9 protein-coding genes are annotated in these 16,193 nt (G+C 49.8%); 4 read left to right on the top strand and 5 right to left on the bottom strand.

Annotated elements, in window-relative coordinates; genetic code table 11:
- Nucleotide 1 precedes the first annotated feature (1 nt).
- Both ACO08I_RS11540 and ACO08I_RS11535 read right to left on the bottom strand, forming a co-directional pair.
- Nucleotides 2-3,073, bottom strand: coding sequence for a SusC/RagA family TonB-linked outer membrane protein (locus ACO08I_RS11540; RefSeq protein WP_421949381.1), 3,072 nt, complete (start codon nt 3,071-3,073; stop codon nt 2-4).
- A 159-nt stretch (nt 3,074-3,232) separates the two neighbouring features.
- Entirely contained in the window at nt 3,233-6,181 is a 2,949-nt protein-coding gene (locus ACO08I_RS11535; RefSeq protein WP_421949380.1) for a ligand-binding sensor domain-containing protein, read from the bottom strand.
- Nucleotides 6,182-6,908: 727 nt separating this feature from the next.
- Here ACO08I_RS11535 and ACO08I_RS11530 point away from each other — a divergent pair.
- Both ACO08I_RS11530 and ACO08I_RS11525 read left to right on the top strand, forming a co-directional pair.
- Complete coding sequence (locus ACO08I_RS11530) at nt 6,909-7,376, top strand: hypothetical protein (RefSeq protein WP_421949379.1); 468 nt, start codon at nt 6,909-6,911, stop codon at nt 7,374-7,376.
- Nucleotides 7,377-8,277: 901 nt separating this feature from the next.
- The gene (locus ACO08I_RS11525; protein WP_421949378.1) at nt 8,278-9,144 is read left to right on the top strand and encodes a T9SS type A sorting domain-containing protein; all 867 of its coding nucleotides are present in this window, start codon (nt 8,278-8,280) and stop codon (nt 9,142-9,144) included.
- Between the two features lie 190 nt (nt 9,145-9,334).
- On the opposite strand, the gene ACO08I_RS11520 is transcribed toward ACO08I_RS11525, so the two are convergent.
- Together ACO08I_RS11520 and ACO08I_RS11515 are read right to left on the bottom strand one after the other, a co-directional pair.
- Nucleotides 9,335-10,390 (bottom strand): discoidin domain-containing protein, encoded by a 1,056-nt coding sequence (locus tag ACO08I_RS11520; RefSeq protein WP_421949377.1) that lies wholly within the window; start codon nt 10,388-10,390, stop codon nt 9,335-9,337.
- Between the two features lie 126 nt (nt 10,391-10,516).
- Entirely contained in the window at nt 10,517-11,692 is a 1,176-nt protein-coding gene (locus ACO08I_RS11515; protein ID WP_421949376.1) for a sensor histidine kinase, read from the bottom strand.
- Nucleotides 11,693-11,853: 161 nt separating this feature from the next.
- Here ACO08I_RS11515 and ACO08I_RS11510 point away from each other — a divergent pair, with 161 nt between their 5' ends.
- Nucleotides 11,854-12,657: a LytR/AlgR family response regulator transcription factor gene (locus ACO08I_RS11510; RefSeq protein ID WP_421949375.1), complete on the top strand. Its 804-nt coding sequence runs from the start codon at nt 11,854-11,856 to the stop codon at nt 12,655-12,657.
- Between the two features lie 117 nt (nt 12,658-12,774).
- The gene (locus ACO08I_RS11505; protein WP_282777257.1) at nt 12,775-13,389 is read left to right on the top strand and encodes a hypothetical protein; all 615 of its coding nucleotides are present in this window, start codon (nt 12,775-12,777) and stop codon (nt 13,387-13,389) included.
- Nucleotides 13,390-13,396: 7 nt separating this feature from the next.
- Here the strand turns inward: ACO08I_RS11505 and ACO08I_RS11500 are convergent, their stop codons facing one another.
- Nucleotides 13,397-16,174 (bottom strand): TonB-dependent receptor domain-containing protein, encoded by a 2,778-nt coding sequence (locus tag ACO08I_RS11500; RefSeq protein WP_421949374.1) that lies wholly within the window; start codon nt 16,172-16,174, stop codon nt 13,397-13,399.
- Between the last annotated feature and the right edge of the window lie 19 nt (nt 16,175-16,193).

Here is a 16,193-nt window from a genome sequence, read left to right as displayed (position 1 = left end):
TTTAAAGTGTCAGATTGATTCCACAGGTGAAAGACCGAAGCTGAGGATAGTACCAGCCCACGGAAGATTGCATCTGCGGATCAAACTCTTCCTCAAAGTTTTTCAGGACAAACAAATTATGACCGGTCACGAATAACCGGACTTCGTCAAACCCTCTGAGCCTTTCAAGGAGCAATTTGGGAATGGAGTAGCTTAAGTTGACGTTCCTCAGGCGAATGTGGCGGCCGTCGCGCATCCAAAAATCTGAATATCGGTAGTTGTTGTCATTAAAGCCTCCATCGGTAATGCGCGGATATGCTGCATCCGTGTTTTCGGGCGTCCAGTAGTCCATCTGGTAGGTGTAACCATTGAAGCCGTTTCGCAGGGGGCTTTGTGCTTCACCATCAATATAGATGTCGTAACCGGCAGCACCAGTGAGCAGCACAGAGCAATCGAAGTTTTTATAGCTGGCCGATAGATTTAGGGAATAGTTCAACGCGGGCTTATCGCCATCACCAAATACCCTTTGGTCACGGACATCAATAATGTTATCGCCGTTAAGGTCTACGTATTTGACATCTCCGGGTTGAAGGCTGTTATTCTCGTTGCCGTCTTGTATGGGGCTTTGGTTAATCTCTTCCTGTGTTTGGAACAGCCCATCTGAGATATAGCCTCTTCGAAGGTTAGTAAAACCACCTGTTACCGTTAGGTTTTGCCGCATAAAGGGATCTTCAAAGAAGGCCTCGTCAATGAATACTGCCGTTTCCCTGGCGCGGGAAAAGTTGAGCATGGCACCCAGTGTGAGGTCCCGGTTTACCTTTTTATTGTAATTGAGGGATACCTCAAAGCCTTCATTGGAGTAGGCGTGCAAATTTTGGGCAGCCAGACCAACCCCCAGGGTACTTGGCACACTGCCAGAAGCAAAGGCCAGTACATCAGTCCGGTCGCGGTAAAAATAATCGAAGGATACCGTTAGGCTATTGTCCAGAAAAGCGGCATCGAAACCGACATCATAAGTAGTCAGTGTTTCCCATGTCAGGTCTTCGTTGGGCAAAGCCGTATTGTTGATAGTGGGAATGGCTGTTTCGTTGATGGCGAAGAAACCATCGTAGACAAATCCGGACAGCCATTGATACGCCCCGGTGCCATCATTGCCAGCTGTGCCCACAGAAGCACGGAGTTTTAGGTTTTGAATAACGCCCCTGGCCCCGTCAAAGAATCCTTCCTCTGATAATCGCCAGCCTGCGGAGACCGAAGGGAAGAAGCCCCACTCCCGGCCGGGGGCAAAACGTGAAGAACCGTCATAGCGGAAAGAAGACTCTATCAGGTATTTCGCCTTGTAGTCATAGCTCAGGCGGCCTACCAGGCCCAAACGGTTCTCCCGGTACTCCCCACCGTTGGCATCCTTATTTTCATTCGATCCGGCAAAAAGTTGATCAATAAGGGTAGACTGAAAATCCTGCCGCCGGCCAAAGAAGTTTTGTCCACTGTTATTTTGCAGCTCCCCGAGTAAAAGAGCCGAAACGCTATGCTGCCCAAACTGCCGGTCGTAGTTGATGGACTGCTGCACGACATAGTGGTTGTTAAACCCAGTGGACTGCGTCAGCACGGTTTCGCTAAATGAGCCTTCCGGGCTGGCCGTAAAAGCATCGTACTCCCCGGTTTGGCGGTTCAGGGTGTAGAGCTCATAGCTTTTGCCCCATTCCTTGGCGAAGTTGGTATTGTAGACCAGGGAGCCATAAGACTTGATGCTAAGGCCGGGTACTTGATTGACATCCCATTGCAGGGACAGCTTCGTATCGATATTGTTGTTCCGGGCCCGGTAGTAGCCGGCGTTGAAGTCGCGAATGCCTTCAAGGATATGGTTGGGGCTGAAGCTGGGGCGCGCGGGGGTGCCATCTGGATAGTAAGCCAGATCGGTTGGAAGGGCACGGCTTAATTCCCGGAAAATATTGAACGCTGAATACGCGGGGGCCTCATTGAGCCTGCGCCGCCCGGCCAGCCTGAAATCCAGTATCAGATTGTCGGTGATATTGGCATTGATGTTTGACCGTAGGTTGAACTGCTGATACCCGAGGACGTCCTCCGTGTAGTTGGAGCCCTGGTCCAGAAAACTGGCAGATACAAAGTACCTTACTTTTTCGCTACCGCCATTAAGGTTGAGGTTGTGGCGCTGCTGAAAGCCGTAGTCGTTAAACATCAGGGCTTTCCAATCTGTATCGGGATAGTTGATAGGATCAGACCCCGAACGGAAGGTCTCCACTTCGTCTTCTGTATAAAATGGAGCCTGCCCTGCATTCAACAGCCCTTCATTGAGCACGGTAGCGCGCTGAGCGGAATTGAGAAAGTCTGGATAGGAGGTAAATGACGTAAAGGTAAACTGATTGTCATAGCTCAGTTTGGGTTTTCCCATCGTGCCTCGCCGGGTGGTGACAAGGACCACGCCGTTGCCCCCCTGTACCCCGTATACGGAGGCTGCGGCTGCATCTTTCAGAACGGTAATGCTTTCGATCTCATTGGGGGCGAGCTCATCAATATTGCCCGGAGACCCATCTACAATGACCAGGGCGCTACCGAAATTACGCACCTCAAAAGAGGACCCGCTAAAGCCGGGCTCTCCGCTCCCCTGACGCACAAACAAGCCTGCCGCCAGGCCTTCCAGCCCATTGCTGACATTAGCCACCGGCAGCTTTTTTAGAGTTTCTTCATCCACAGTGGAAACAGCTGAGGTCAGCTTTGCTTTGGATTGACGGCCGTAGCCAACCACCACCACTTCCTCCAATGTCTCCCCTGAAGTTAAGGCTATGTCAATTACGGTCTTGCCATCAATATTAATGGTTTGATCAGCATAGCCGGTGTAAGAGAAACGTAATTGCCTGGCGGTATCGCTGACCACTAGCACGTAGGCTCCGTTGATATCGGCAATTGTGCCATTTGCTGTTCCGACAACCAGGACGTTGGCTCCGATTAGCGGATCACCCGAATCGGCATCCGTGATGACCCCGCTGATTCTGGTTTGTGCATTCAGATGGGCTGAGGCCAACATCAATAGCACCAAAATGACAAATTGATAGAGTATGGTATTTTGCTTCATAATCGTGGTTTGTTTTTTCACTTTCTGAAGCCCAATGATCCAAAAGCCTATCCATTTTCCGCAATTTTACACTACGACAAACCTACTACAGGCAATATTATCTTGTAAGAACACCGTGTTTTAAGGGTTTGTAATGAACTGAAAAGCAGAAGTGTAGGTTTAGTCTGTTGTTTTAAACCCGGTGATATACTTGTTAAGGTCCTCTTCTTTGCCCAATTCCAGTCTTTTTTTAAGCCGGTAGCGGCCCTGCTCCACTGCCCGGGTCGATATGTTGAGCAGAAAAGCAATTTCCTTTGTGCTCAGATTGATGCGGATCAGGGAGCACAGCCGCAAGTCATTTTGGGTCAGAGCGGGATGTTTGGCGAGCAGGGACTGGAAAAAATCCTGATCTACCTGATTGAAGTAAATATCAAAATCTTTCCAATGGTCTTCATTGCGGAGTTCGGCATCAAGTTTTCTGACCACACTGGTCAACGGGGCGCCCGATTGCTGCTGTACTTTTAGCAAATCATCTTTGAGGCCGGTAAGAATTTCGTTCTTGTGAGCCATTTGTACCGTTGAGAACATGAGCTTGGAGGTCTTGGCTTCTATTTCACCCGCCAGTTTTTCGTTTTTTAACCGTAATAATGCTCGCTTATGAGCAGCCTCCTTTCGCTTCAGTATGGTGTATATGGTAGCAGCGATGAAGCCAATGAATAGGAGGAATACTAATGCCCGAAACCAGTTGGTCTGCCAAAAAGGAGGTTGAATATGTACGTTGATCGACGCCATCTGCTCCTGATATTTTACCTTGAAGGTGTAATCCCCCGGGTCTAAATTGGTATAGCTTACCCGGTTTTGGCCAGCTTCTGTTTCCTGCCACTGATCATCAAATCCCTGCATGATAAATGAGTATTGATAATCCATTGGGTTGGTATAATCAATAGCAGAGAAGCTGAACGAGAAGGATTTATCGAGATAGCTGAGTTGTATGTGTTCTGCTTCTTCGATAGGGCGCTCCAGGATTACCCGGCCATCTACCTTTTGCCCGGCTTTGATCGTCTGATTGAAAATTTTAAAATCGGTCAGGATGACGGTGCCAGCAAAAGCTTCGGTATTCAACTGGTCAGTTTGTATGGTATTGAGTCCATTAGTTCCCCCGAAGAAGAGCCGTCCGTTATTTGCTGCGAGCAGAGCAGACTGATTAAACTGATTGGCGTTCTGGGGGGTACGGAAGTCAAAGTTTTGAAAAGCCATGGTTTTAGGGTCGAGGCGGCTGATACCCTCAAAGGTGGTCACCCAGATCATGCCCCGTTCATCTTCAGTAATGCCCATAACGCTATTAGCCACTAATCCTTGACTTTGCCCTATCCGCTTAAACCGGCCATTGCCCAACCATTGGTTGAGCCCTCCCCCCTCTGTGCCGATCCAAAGATTACCCTGACTATCCTGAAAAATGCTCCGGATGGCGTTATTACTGATCGAATAGGGGTCTTCAGGGTTATAGCGAAAGTGTTCAAATTCCTTACGGCTTTCCACCCAGCGGTCAAGCCCCTGATCGGTCGTGCCTACCCATATCTGATCGCTTTGGTCTGCGTAAACGGCCATGACGTTGAGGTCCGCCAGGCTTTTGGGATTGCCGGGCTCGTGGCGAAGGTATTGGTTTTCAAGGGTTTCCGGATCTAGCACCACGATGCCCTCCCCCATAGTGCCCGCCCACAATTCACCGTTTTGGCGTTCTGCAATGGACCAGACGCTATAAGGCGGTCCAAGTATATGCTCAAAGGTTTGACTTTCTGGCTTATAACGATCAAGCCCTGCTCCGAATAAGCCTACCCAGAGCCGGTTTCTGCTATCCTCAAATAGCGCTTTCACTACATTTCCGGCAATGGAGCGTTTGTCATTTGGCTGATGCCTGAATGGAGGTATAATAAACTGGCTGTGCTCCGGGGTAAGCCTGTTGAGTCCGCCCCCATCGCTGCCAATCCATACTACACTGTCATGGGTTTGGGCCAGAGCGAGGATAGAGCGATTGTAGAGGGTTTTGCTGCCTGTCATTCCCGGTGCAAATTGCCTGAACCAGACTTTCCAGGGTTTATAGATGTTGATGCCTCCGTTGTAAGTTCCGATCCAGATATTTCCCGTCCGGTCTTTTTCTATGCAATATAGCGCGTCACTGTTCAGTCCCGTTTTGTTTTTTACCTGATACCTGTATTCAGTTATTTCTTCTGTATCAGGACTATAAATATTAAGCCCACCCCCATCTGTGGCAATGAAAACAGTACCATCTGGCATTTTGCAGATATCTCTTACGCCGTTAGAGCTTAGGGAGCGCGTTTCAAGACCCGGGGCAAAGTGGAGATAGGTACGATCTCTCGTATCCATACGGTACAGACCGGTCCCCTCTGTGGCCACCCATAAATACTCATCGTCCAGCAGGAGCTTTTTTCGGTAACCACTCATATTGGGGTGATTGGGGAGCATGGGGTGGCTCAGCTGGAACCGATGGTCTTCACCAAGTATGTTGAGCCCCCCACCGGCTGTAGCGACCCAAATTGTACCATATTTGTCTTCTTTGATATCGAAAACGACATCGCTGGAGAGTCCGCTATTGGCTTGAGTATAATGGCGGGTCGTACCGTCTGAAGGGGTGTACTGAAGCAACCCGCCTTCAATCGTTGTGATCCAGATCTGGCCTTCCCGATCTTCCAGGAATGAGGTAATCTCGTGGTCTGCAATAAATATATAAGCAGAGTCCTGATTTAGGCTGATAAATCGGTCATTGTGAACCGGCCGATAGTAGATGCCATTCTTACTCGTCCCCACCCATAAATTGCCTTTGCGGTCTTCATATAAGGCAGTGATTTTCGCACCGAACAATCCCAGGTTTTCTTCCTCTTCATTGAGGGACCGAACAACTTCAAAGTTGTAGCCATCATATTTATTAAGCCCGTGCTGGGTGCCTGCCCATATATAGCCATACCGATCCTGAAGCAGGCAATGCACCGTATTATGAGACAAACCGTCACTGATGGTGAGGTGGTCAAAGAATAATTCGTTATCAGGCTGCTGGCTGGTGCCGGCTATCGCAACTATTACACAAAAAAACACCCCCAATAATCGTTGCATGGATCGCTTTTACTGCTTATACAGGTAAGTTGGCTAAGTTACAAGAAGTTAATAAGAGTAGAAGCCAATTTCTACTCTTCGATTTTCAAACTGTTCACTTGATCTCTGTCAGTCCCCTTAAATTTAATAGTACTTTTGAAACAAATATTTTCACATTCTCAGCCTAAATACACCTTGGTACTCCCGGCTGATACGAGGAGTCCTTTCGCTTTTTCTTTAGACACTAGCAGCCTGTCGGAGATGTGCTGATGCGGCGAGAGCGAGCAAATATTGTTCTGAACAAGGCACGAAGAAGGAACATAGCCTGAGCTACGTGACTGATGAGCAACGAAGTGCAGAATAATATTTGCCGTTCGCAGACCATTGAGCGCCTCTCCGACAGGCTGCTAGAGACCCTGAATTTTCAAAGGGAAAAGCAATACCGCCTGATGGAGCTTATGGGCAAAATGGCGGTAATTGTTGATGCTTTATCTCGATCGTCCGGCGATAATCCCGGATATTGTTAGGGTCAAGAGCTGCTCGCCGTTTTGGTATCAGCGAACAAAATGGATGTGAGATGCTTCTTGGTAATGCCCACTCGCAGGGTAAGCTGGGACCATGGAGCTCCTCGGTTCTATAACTGCTGTGGCAGAGCGCTAAGTGGCTGCATGAGCGCATTGTGCTGATATTAAAAGAGTTAGGGCAGTCCCGCCCGCGCAGCAAGTATAACGAACAGCGCAAAAAGCAAATGGATTATTCGAGCCGTCGGCGCAAGCCCTATGAGCTGGAGCGCCGGCGCCGCTGGCAGCTGCTGCACTTGTGCGCTAAGCGGTTGGACAAACTGGCAGCAGAGGCGATATGCGCCACGAACGACAACCGCTCGTACTGCTCGGATGAAGGCATTCGCACAAACTTCAAGCCTAAAGGCCGGCGCACATTGGATGCACAGCTGCGCATGGAAGAAGACCAACAGCGGGCGGAGCTTGGCAAAGCGAGGTTTGCAGAACTGGAAGGAAGCTATGGCAACGACAAAAAACACTACGGCTTGCGCAAGATCAAGGCTCGCAATGAGCATACCGAAATAGCTCTGATGATACTTCATATATCAGGATTAAAAACCTGGATCTTCTTTGGGATGATGACCGCTAATGCGATGAAGGTGGCAAGGCGCAAGCATAAAAGGCTCAGCCGCATCAGGAAAGCACGCGCAGCTTAGGGCGACTATATGATTAAGCCAGGGAGGACGGTCAAGCTATCTCGCATCCTAAGGAAGCAGCCTGAGGATACCCTCAATCTCTTGGGCTCTGACCTGGCAAAGCAGCCAAAAGCTAAGATTCAGCCCTCAATAAGATGCAACCTCGCAAAAAAATCTCGGATTAGGCTGGATAATAAGACCGCAGCAGCCAAATTTTGTTCTGATCAGGGACTCTGAAAGGGATTTTCAGGGTAGGCCCTATATAGGAACTCGGATTCAGGCTGGAACCTGAATAAATAAAATGAACCTCCAAACCAATAATCCGGCATCCTTCAAAAACTAAAGTCCTGAGAAGCCTTCCCGTCGTGAGGGGACGATGTCGGGCGAAGTAAAGGAAGGGGGCTATCGAATCTTTGATCTGCTGGTCAGGCTCAGTAGTGCTGCGCACACCGATGAGACGCGGGCGCTGCTGAGTGAGGTGATCAGGGAGCCGTAAAGCATTAAGGTGTTCCAGCCCCTTCACAGCACCTATGACCAAAATCAGGAGATGGGCATTGGTGGATAGGGAATAGTAAGGAGCCTTCAACCATTGGATACGATTCTTCAAGCTTTAGTAACTTGGCGTGAGAGATCATGTTTGAGTAGTAGCGATTACCATCGTCAGAACCATTAATATGAATAAAGGCCATTTTGAATGGTTTGTTGTGGTCGTGTCGTGGTATAGTTGAGTTTTTGTTGTGGTTATAAATAGCTAAAAACCGTGCAGTAAAACCTAATTTCGCCAGCTGCGTTCCATTCAGGCATCAGGACGTGCAGATGTTTAGTTCATTCTGTGCGTTTGATGCGGGAACAGAATACAGATACCGCCACCTGGATATTCAGGGGCTTTTCTTTGTTTTAATCAACTAAAAGTTTAGAAATTATGAGATCAATTTTTACAAGTATTGTATTGAGCTTGTTTATCCTCCCTGCGCTCTTTGGGCAAAATACAATTGAGGTAAGCGCTTCGGCCGAGTGGAAAGGCTTTATGAATGTTTTCAATTTGGGAGGAGGATACGAATTTGGCTCTGAATGGGGCATTGCAGATTTGAAAACCGTTCTGGACACGGATGCCAATACAGTTACCCTGCAGCCTAATTTTAATACCTACGCTGATAACCCCGGTGATGCATACTGGATTGACCCTGCAACGGGCGAAGGTGCGAAAGTGATGGAGGCTTCCACTTTCATTGAGCCGGGTGCAAGCTTTAATGGCGAAGATTTAACTTTTTCAGGTGCTGTGGTGTCCAACACCATGGATGAGTCTTACGAAGTGAGGTATTTCATCAAGGCGCTCGATCCAAATAACAATTTTTCAGATGCACTCGGAGGTGCGGGGATCATGGATATGCCGGAAAGCGGTATGTTCACAGTAACCATTTCTGGAGATCAGCTGGCTGCTGGTTTGCTTATTCAGTGTGGTTTCAGTGTGACCGGCAGAAATGCTAATCCTGCTAACGAAGCGGCTCTGGGCAGCATCGTAATCAGTGATATGGCCGTATCCGTTGATGGCCTGGTTGAGCAGGAGAACAACATCCGCGTGTTTCCTAACCCTGCGACTGATTTGCTCCTGATTGAGAGCAATTCTACCGTACAAGCCTATGAGGTTGCAACAATCACAGGACAGACCGTACTGATGGGACAGGCAAATAACAATAACATCGACGTTTCCAGTCTGGTAGCCGGAACCTACCTGATCCGCGTACAGGTTGCAGAAGGACAGCAGACCTTGAAGTTCATCAAGCGTTAATCAGCGTTTGTTTCTGAATGGATGGTAAAAAGAGTGCCGTCTCCGTTTAAGATCGGGGGCGGCACTCTTTTGTACAAGGTGGCTTTTGTGGTGAGGTAGTTAAGCGTGACGCCATACTCTGGCTCCCAAAAAGGAAGAGGAGGAAGGCAATACAGCAGTAAAGCCTTGCTCCGCTCTGGTTGTTCTATTTCTAATTCGTGCTCACCGAAATCTTTTCACAAGCTTTGTCTCCGTTTACAGAAAACACCGTGCGCTTATATCCCTCCGGACAGCTCCAGCATCTATTGGTACCTATGTCAAAGAAGTAGCCAGATCCACAGGTTTTAGCACTATTGACCAGCTGGGCATTTTGGTAATCAGCTGGCACGCGCTGTGAGCAGGCTTTGTCAGAAGTGACCGGATAGGCTGTGCGGTTGTAGCCCTGCGGGCAGCTGTAGCAGTAGCCATTGGGGTCTAAAAACTGTCCGCCAGGGCAGTCCGTACCTATTAAGCCACCACCGCGCCCGTGACGGGTAGCGCGGACTAGCTTCTCTCCGCCGGCACGCTCGCAGGCTTTGTCACTCTTTACAGAAAATACCGTACGCTTGTATCCCTGCGGGCACGTCCAGCAAGTACCGCCGTCAATCGGGTCGTAGAAGGTGCCGTTGCCGCAGCCAACCTGGCCTCCCTTTGTGGCAGGCTTATATTCATTGCTTACCGTAATGCTACTGCCGTTTGGAGTATCGACAGATTCCAGGTAGGGCAAGCCGTAGACTTCCACCTCGGCCAGAGAAAGGATGCCCTTTGGGTTTCTTAACTGTATCATTACATAGCGGCCTTCAGCTTGGCCTTCAAAGGTAAGCGGGTTGGTGCCTGTATTGCGCTGGGAGCCTGAGATGAAGCCTCTCCAAGATTCCTGAGCGGTGTTTTTGACCAATATCACGAAGTTATCTAAGCGTTCCTTACAACAGTCAGTGCGGTTCCAAACCCGGATTTTTCTAATGTCGTGCACTTCGCCCAGATCAACGGTCCACCAGGGGTTGTTTGAGCCGCCCCCCTGGGTATGGGTGACCGAGCCGCTCTGCCAGCGGCCATCCGTATTGCCGTCCACGGCTTTTGAAGGTTGGCCGGAGCTGCTGGTGTAGTTACTGGATTGGGTGGCACGCTTGTTGAGTGCTACGTTGTTTTGAGCCGAAAGTCCCATACCCAAAAATAAGATAAAGGCTCCCAGGCAAGTGAATTGAATGAGGTGCTTTGAGGATTGCATAAAGGTTAAATTTTGGTCTAGTGTAAATCTTGAACTCGCTGACAAAGTAATGGGCAATCCTGCTGGGGTAGAACGACAATTGAGAATTTGGAACAATAGGGGAGAATCTGGAAAAATTGACCAATGCTAATTCTTGTCCCTCGTCAAAGGAAGCATCTCAGTAGCTGCTGTATGTATAAAGAGTACCAGCTCCACTTTAAAGCGCCCGCCTTCTGCCGAAACGTGCAGGGTATGCTGGTCAGGCAGGAAAAGCTTCAGGCGTTCCTGTACATTTCTGATGCCAATACCATAGGAAATAGGTTTATCCGCACCTGACCTGGAGGGGGCATAAGTGTTTTCAATGTTGAACCGTATATACGTTTCCCGGATCTCCAATGAGGCATTGACCAATGCCTTTCCTGGACTGTAACTGCCGTATTTAAAGGCGTTTTCAAAAAAAGGCTGCAACAGCATAGGGGGGATAACGATAGTTTGCATTTGCTCCGGAGTGGCACTGTGTTGAAATGTAACCTCAAATTCATCTTGGTAAATTGTGGTATTAAAGTCGAGATAGTTTTCCACAAACGCGATTTCATGCCTTAATGCAATCACATCTTCTTTACCATAGCCCAATAAGTACCCCATCAATTCAGAAAGGCGTAGTAGGGCATGGTCTACACGTTTACTTTCTACGAGAGCCAAATGATAAACCCCACTTATGGCATTGATGAGAAAATGGGGGTCTGTCTGTGCTTTAAGGAATTTCAGCTTTTCCTCCCGGATACGGATGGCATTTTGTTTTTGCTTCAATTCGTTTCGGAGCAACTGTAATTCCAGCTCTTTTTGATTGAACCAACTTTCTATTAAGCGAATAGGGGACGTAATGAAAAAGACGCCTACTGTACCTATGGTCATCCCTAGGTAGTAAGGCGGCAGGAAACCGTATTTTAGAGAGAATAAACCGGCATTGATCAAGCTTGTCTTGGCTTTTTGGGCAGCCCCCTGATTGTAGATATCGCCAAGCAATGTTTTGGCGCTTTCGGAAGTAAGCAAAAAGTAATCCAGCCTGATCCGTAGGTAATTCACTACCACGATGAGCGCAATGATCAGTAAGATGTACGTAAGGTACCTGCCCCTTGAAAAAAACCTGGGATATAGATAGTACAAATTAGGGTAGACCAGCACAGAGAACAAAAAAGCATGCAAGAAAAACCGGACGGTGAGCGCACTGTAATAGCCCCCCAGAGCACCACCTGAAGAAAGGATGTCAAAAATGGCAAAGGATACCCAAAAGAACACATTTGCTAAGACCAGCAAATGCATTTTCGTAAAAATTGAATGACGAACAGGGTTTTTAGTGTCCATTTTTATTGGAGGAGGTGCCAAATTCTCAGTAAAATAGACAAATTCTCATTTTTGCTTAACTATGCTTGCCAGGAATGGTCATATTATGAACTTTATAGCAATTGAAACTCAGCTTTTCCATGCCCGATACGATTAAGACGATACTTATAGATGACAACAAACTGCACTTAAGCAGTTTATTGATCTTGTTGCAACGCAACTGCCCCAAGGTAGAAATTTGCGACACCTGCCGCTCAGCCGAAGAAGGGCTGGAATCTATAAAAATGCACAAGCCAGATTTGGTTTTTCTGGATATCCAAATGGAGACTCCAGTAGCAGGTTTTGAACTCTTGGAACAATTGCCGGAACGGGCTTTCGATGTGATTTTTACCACCCAGCACGATATGCATGCCATGCGGGCTTTTGAGGTCTACCCTATCGACTTTCTCGTCAAGCCTATTGATCCCAGGCGGCTGGTCAAGGCTATGAGCATTATTGAAGAGCGGCAACTACCCTTGGTTTCAAATGCCTTGTTGAGTGAAATAAAAACGGTATACCAAAACCCGGAAGTACCATCGCCACAGGTTTCAGTGCCTACCATGGAAGGCTGCTCTTTTGTCAAAGCCGCAGATATTATCCGGTGCCAGGCAGCTACGGAAAAAGGCAACCAAACGCTTTTCTACCTGAAAACGCAGAAGAACCCCATCCTTTGCTCGAAAACCCTGAAAACGGTTGAGCAGGAACTGCTGAAAGGGCACGCTTTCTGCCGTATCCATCAAAGCCACCTCGTAAACCGGCTGCACCTGAAAAACTACATTAAAGACGGTGGCAGCCCCCCTGAGCCGGCTGGAAAAGATAAGAAGGCCGCCGGAGGATGGGTCATTACAATAGATCAAGCCGTCCTGCCTGTTTCTAAAGCAGGAAAACAACGATTGCTCTCATAAGCTTTTCTCCACCTTCGACTATCCTCTGATCAGCCTTGGAGAGGCTTAGAACGAAAATGGGTACGGAAGCTATCAGCGAAACGCAGCCCTTGCCCTTTTTCCCTACCTTTGCCCCTCATGACCTACCTGAACCATAGCTTATTGGGTTGTGTGGTGACCATGCTTGCCATGCTGCTGCCCGGTATGGTAAACGTAACGGCTGCCCGCGAATACCTGCGGCGGGGTGCCCGTGCAGCCTGGCGCTTTAACCTCGGTGCTTCAGTCGCTGTGTTTATCCATGCCTATATCGCCATTGTCTTTGCCGGGCTGCTGGCCCGCGAACCGGCCTACCTCAGCTATCTGCGGCAGGGGGCCATACTGCTGTTTCTGGCGTTAAGTGCTTTTTTTGGCCTGCAGGCTTTGCGGAAGCAAACGATTCAGGCGAGTGAGCAGAAGGGGCAGCCGTTGCTGAAAGGCTTTTTTGTTTCCTTATTCAATCTGGTTAACATCCCGGGCATGTTCGCGCTGACTACCGTATTGCGGGCGCGGGATTTACTCATCTTTGCATCGCCTTACCGGTTTTTCTACGTTGCGGGAACGGCGGTAGGTGCCTTCGCCATGCTGTCGCTCTACATCCTGGCCGCCCGTCGTATTGAACAAACCGGACCAGCTTTCTACCAAAGGCTGAATGCCGGGCTGAGTGGATTATTCCTGCTCCTGGCACTTATGCAGGTGGGGCAAATGTGGGGTTAGCTTTCGTCTAGAACGCCGCTTCCAGCCCAATAACAAATTGCCGGGCAGGCAGGTAATAATCCAACCGGTCAACGCCTGCTACCAGAGGTGTACGTTGTTCCGGCGATAAGGTGCCGCCAAAAATGGTCGTTCCCGGGTCTTCCAGTACCGGCTCGGGGTCTATTCCGGAGTAGCGGGAGGCGAGTAGAATGTTGCGCGCAGTCAGCGACAGCCTAAGGTGAAGTGCCTGCTTGCCTGTTTTAGACCTAAAAGTTTTAGCTAGTTGAAAGTGGTCAAGCTTGATAAAGTCCGCTCGCTCCACGTAATAGGAGGAAAACTGATAGGCATTCAGGTTTTCCAGGACTTGGTTACTTTGGAATAAGTTGTAGGCACTTCTGCCGTCTGAGGGGCGGGGCTCAAAGCGCAACCGGTGCATGTTAGCCAAGCTATGCCCCAAAGCACCTCGTAGCAGGGCCCGGGCCTCCCAGCTTCTCCATTTTATCCGGTGGGACCACCCCCAGTCCAGGGCGGGCAGCCCGTTGCCTAATTCTGTCAGGTCACTTTCCGGCTGCCCAAACCAATCAGGCTGCCGGTTGATTGCCCCATCGCCGTTCAAATCTTCAAAAACCGGAGCGCCTTCTGCATCAACGGTTCCTGTGAACTGAGGGCCTGCCAGCTCGCCCAGCTGTCCGCCATTCTGCATTACGACAACAGGTGTACCGTAAATATTGCCGGGTACAACGAGGAGGGAAGCGGATTCAGCGCCTGTTTCCTGGTATACAGACCGGTAGGTGGTACCTTGCAAGCCTGTGCTGTAGGCAAAGCCGGGGCGCTCCCAAAGGGTAAGCTGCAGGCTGAGGTCCAGCCCAGTCGTTCGAAAAGCGTTTTGATTAGTGTATGGGGTGTTAAAAACAAAGTTGCCGCTGATCCAGTCGCTGACCGTCCGGGTATACCAGTCGATTTGGGCCCTTAGCTTGCCGGCCCGCAGGGTCAGCCCGATATTGAATTCCTGCTTTTGCTCCCAGCCCAAATCAGGGTTGGCGGCATGAATAACGGTGGTGTCTACAAAACCATTAGGATAGGCCGTAGTCCGAATGCGTTGTTGCGACAAGCCCGCTTCGTCTGGCAGGGCGCCGGTAACGCCAAAGCTGGCGCGTACCAGGAGTTGTTCCAGGCCTGATGAGGCAGGGTTGTTAATCAGTTCGTATCCAGCCCCTACTGCCGGGAACAACCCCCAGTTGTTGTCGTTGCCCAGCTTGCTCGACCCTTCGTAACGTAACGAGGCATAAGTGTGCAGGCGGTCCTTTACCGTCAGGTGCATCTGCCCGAAGAATGCGGATACTTTCTCTGACCAGCCACTACTGACCGTATCCGAGCGGTAGGTGCCCTCCGCCCAGTCTCCGTAGCCGCTGATTTCCTTGTTAGACAACAGGCCGGTATCTGTGAATCCGAAGAGCTGCAATTGGTCAAAAGTATGTGCGGTATTGGAGTATGACGTTCCACCGGTGAGGCGCAGTGCCAACTTATCGGTGTGTTGCTGGTAATGCACAAAGACTTCGTAAAGCGATAGCGCAGCACTTTCATCGGTCAGGTCGGCCCGCCCGCGCCTTTCCTCGTAGGGGCTGTAGGCGCTGCCGCGAAATTGGGACTGAGGGCTGTAGAAGGCCCGTTGGTTATTGAATTGATTCTGACAGGCATAGCGGGCTTGCACCGACAAGCGGTCGCTGAACCGGTATTGCGCAAGGGCGGAGGCTTGCAGGACTTCAACTAATCCCATATTTGAGTTCTGTTCCACGATAGCTTTAGGGTTGAAGGAATCAAATAGCCCGGGCGTTTCAAAATAGCCCCCAAACAGGTCCGTATCGTAAGGGAAGGGAGCGTTGGCGGCGTCGAGCGGGATTGTCGGATTGAAGGCAGCTGCGTAGCGGAAGGCTTCCGGGAATCCCAGTTGGCTGTTGCGGTTGGTATAGGCCGCATTGACTTTGACATCCAGGGCATCCTTCAGGAAAGACCGGTTGAGGTAAGCGCGCAGGTTGGCTTGTTCGAAGCCGGAACGCTGTAGCACTCCTCCGATATTCCGGAAGTGCCCGCCCACGCGGAATTGAGTCCCTTTTTTTAACCCGCTGACCGACAAGCTGTGTGCCTGACTGCTGCCATCGCGTTGCACTTCGTCTAACCAGTTGGTAGAGCTGCCGAAATCCCAGTGCCCGGCTTGCCGGAAAGCAGCCGCATCCATGCTCGGGAAGCCCTCATAGGGGGTGGATAACGCTAGCTGCCCGGTATAATTTACAGTAAGAGTATCCTGCCGGAATGCGCTGCCCCTGGTCTGCACCAGGATGACACCATTGGATGCACGTATGCCGTAAAGCGCTTGTGCCGCTCCATCCCGAAGCACCGTCACGGAGGCAATATCCTCCGGATCAAGGCTATACCAGGAAGCTCCCGCAATACCATCTATCACCAGCAAAGGCTGCTGCTGTGAGTAGGAAGACAATCCTCTGATCCGAAAGAGCGGCAATGCATTAGGGTTGCCGCCCCGGTTGTAAATCTGAACGCCCGGTAATTGCCCCTGTAGCAGTTCAGCCGGGTCTGAAAGGAGCCCCTGATTGAAGCTTGCTGTGTCAGTAGTAGCCGTTGCCGTGACCTGCCCCAGCGGTTGGCCAACCGTGTATCCCCATACGTTGTTGGTGGTTTTTTTCGCCGGCCCGGCATCCTGTGCAGGAAGGCTTAGAATGCATAAGAAAAAGGCACACACGATATACGCTGATGTACGGAAGTGTATGTTGTTGGGGATATAGGAAAACATAAGGTTGTGTTTTTTCTCA

The organism is Phaeodactylibacter xiamenensis (assembly GCF_965229835.1).
In the GTDB taxonomy this organism is placed as follows: Bacteria; Bacteroidota; Bacteroidia; order Chitinophagales; family Saprospiraceae; genus Phaeodactylibacter; species Phaeodactylibacter xiamenensis.
This window is presented reverse-complemented; position numbering and strand designations above follow the sequence as displayed.

Excerpts from the sequence above, each read along its gene's own strand:
- ACO08I_RS11500 (WP_421949374.1), bottom strand. The coding sequence starts at position 16,174 with ATGTTTTCCTATATCCCCAACAACATACACTTCCGTACATCAGCGTAT.
- ACO08I_RS11520 (WP_421949377.1), bottom strand. The coding sequence starts at position 10,390 with ATGCAATCCTCAAAGCACCTCATTCAATTCACTTGCCTGGGAGCCTTT.
- ACO08I_RS11515 (WP_421949376.1), bottom strand. The coding sequence starts at position 11,692 with ATGCATTTGCTGGTCTTAGCAAATGTGTTCTTTTGGGTATCCTTTGCC.
- ACO08I_RS11530 (WP_421949379.1), top strand. The coding sequence starts at position 6,909 with ATGGATTATTCGAGCCGTCGGCGCAAGCCCTATGAGCTGGAGCGCCGG.
- ACO08I_RS11525 (WP_421949378.1), top strand. The coding sequence starts at position 8,278 with ATGAGATCAATTTTTACAAGTATTGTATTGAGCTTGTTTATCCTCCCT.
- ACO08I_RS11535 (WP_421949380.1), bottom strand. The coding sequence starts at position 6,181 with ATGCAACGATTATTGGGGGTGTTTTTTTGTGTAATAGTTGCGATAGCC.
- ACO08I_RS11510 (WP_421949375.1), top strand. The coding sequence starts at position 11,854 with ATGCCCGATACGATTAAGACGATACTTATAGATGACAACAAACTGCAC.
- ACO08I_RS11540 (WP_421949381.1), bottom strand. The coding sequence starts at position 3,073 with ATGAAGCAAAATACCATACTCTATCAATTTGTCATTTTGGTGCTATTG.
- ACO08I_RS11505 (WP_282777257.1), top strand. The coding sequence starts at position 12,775 with ATGACCTACCTGAACCATAGCTTATTGGGTTGTGTGGTGACCATGCTT.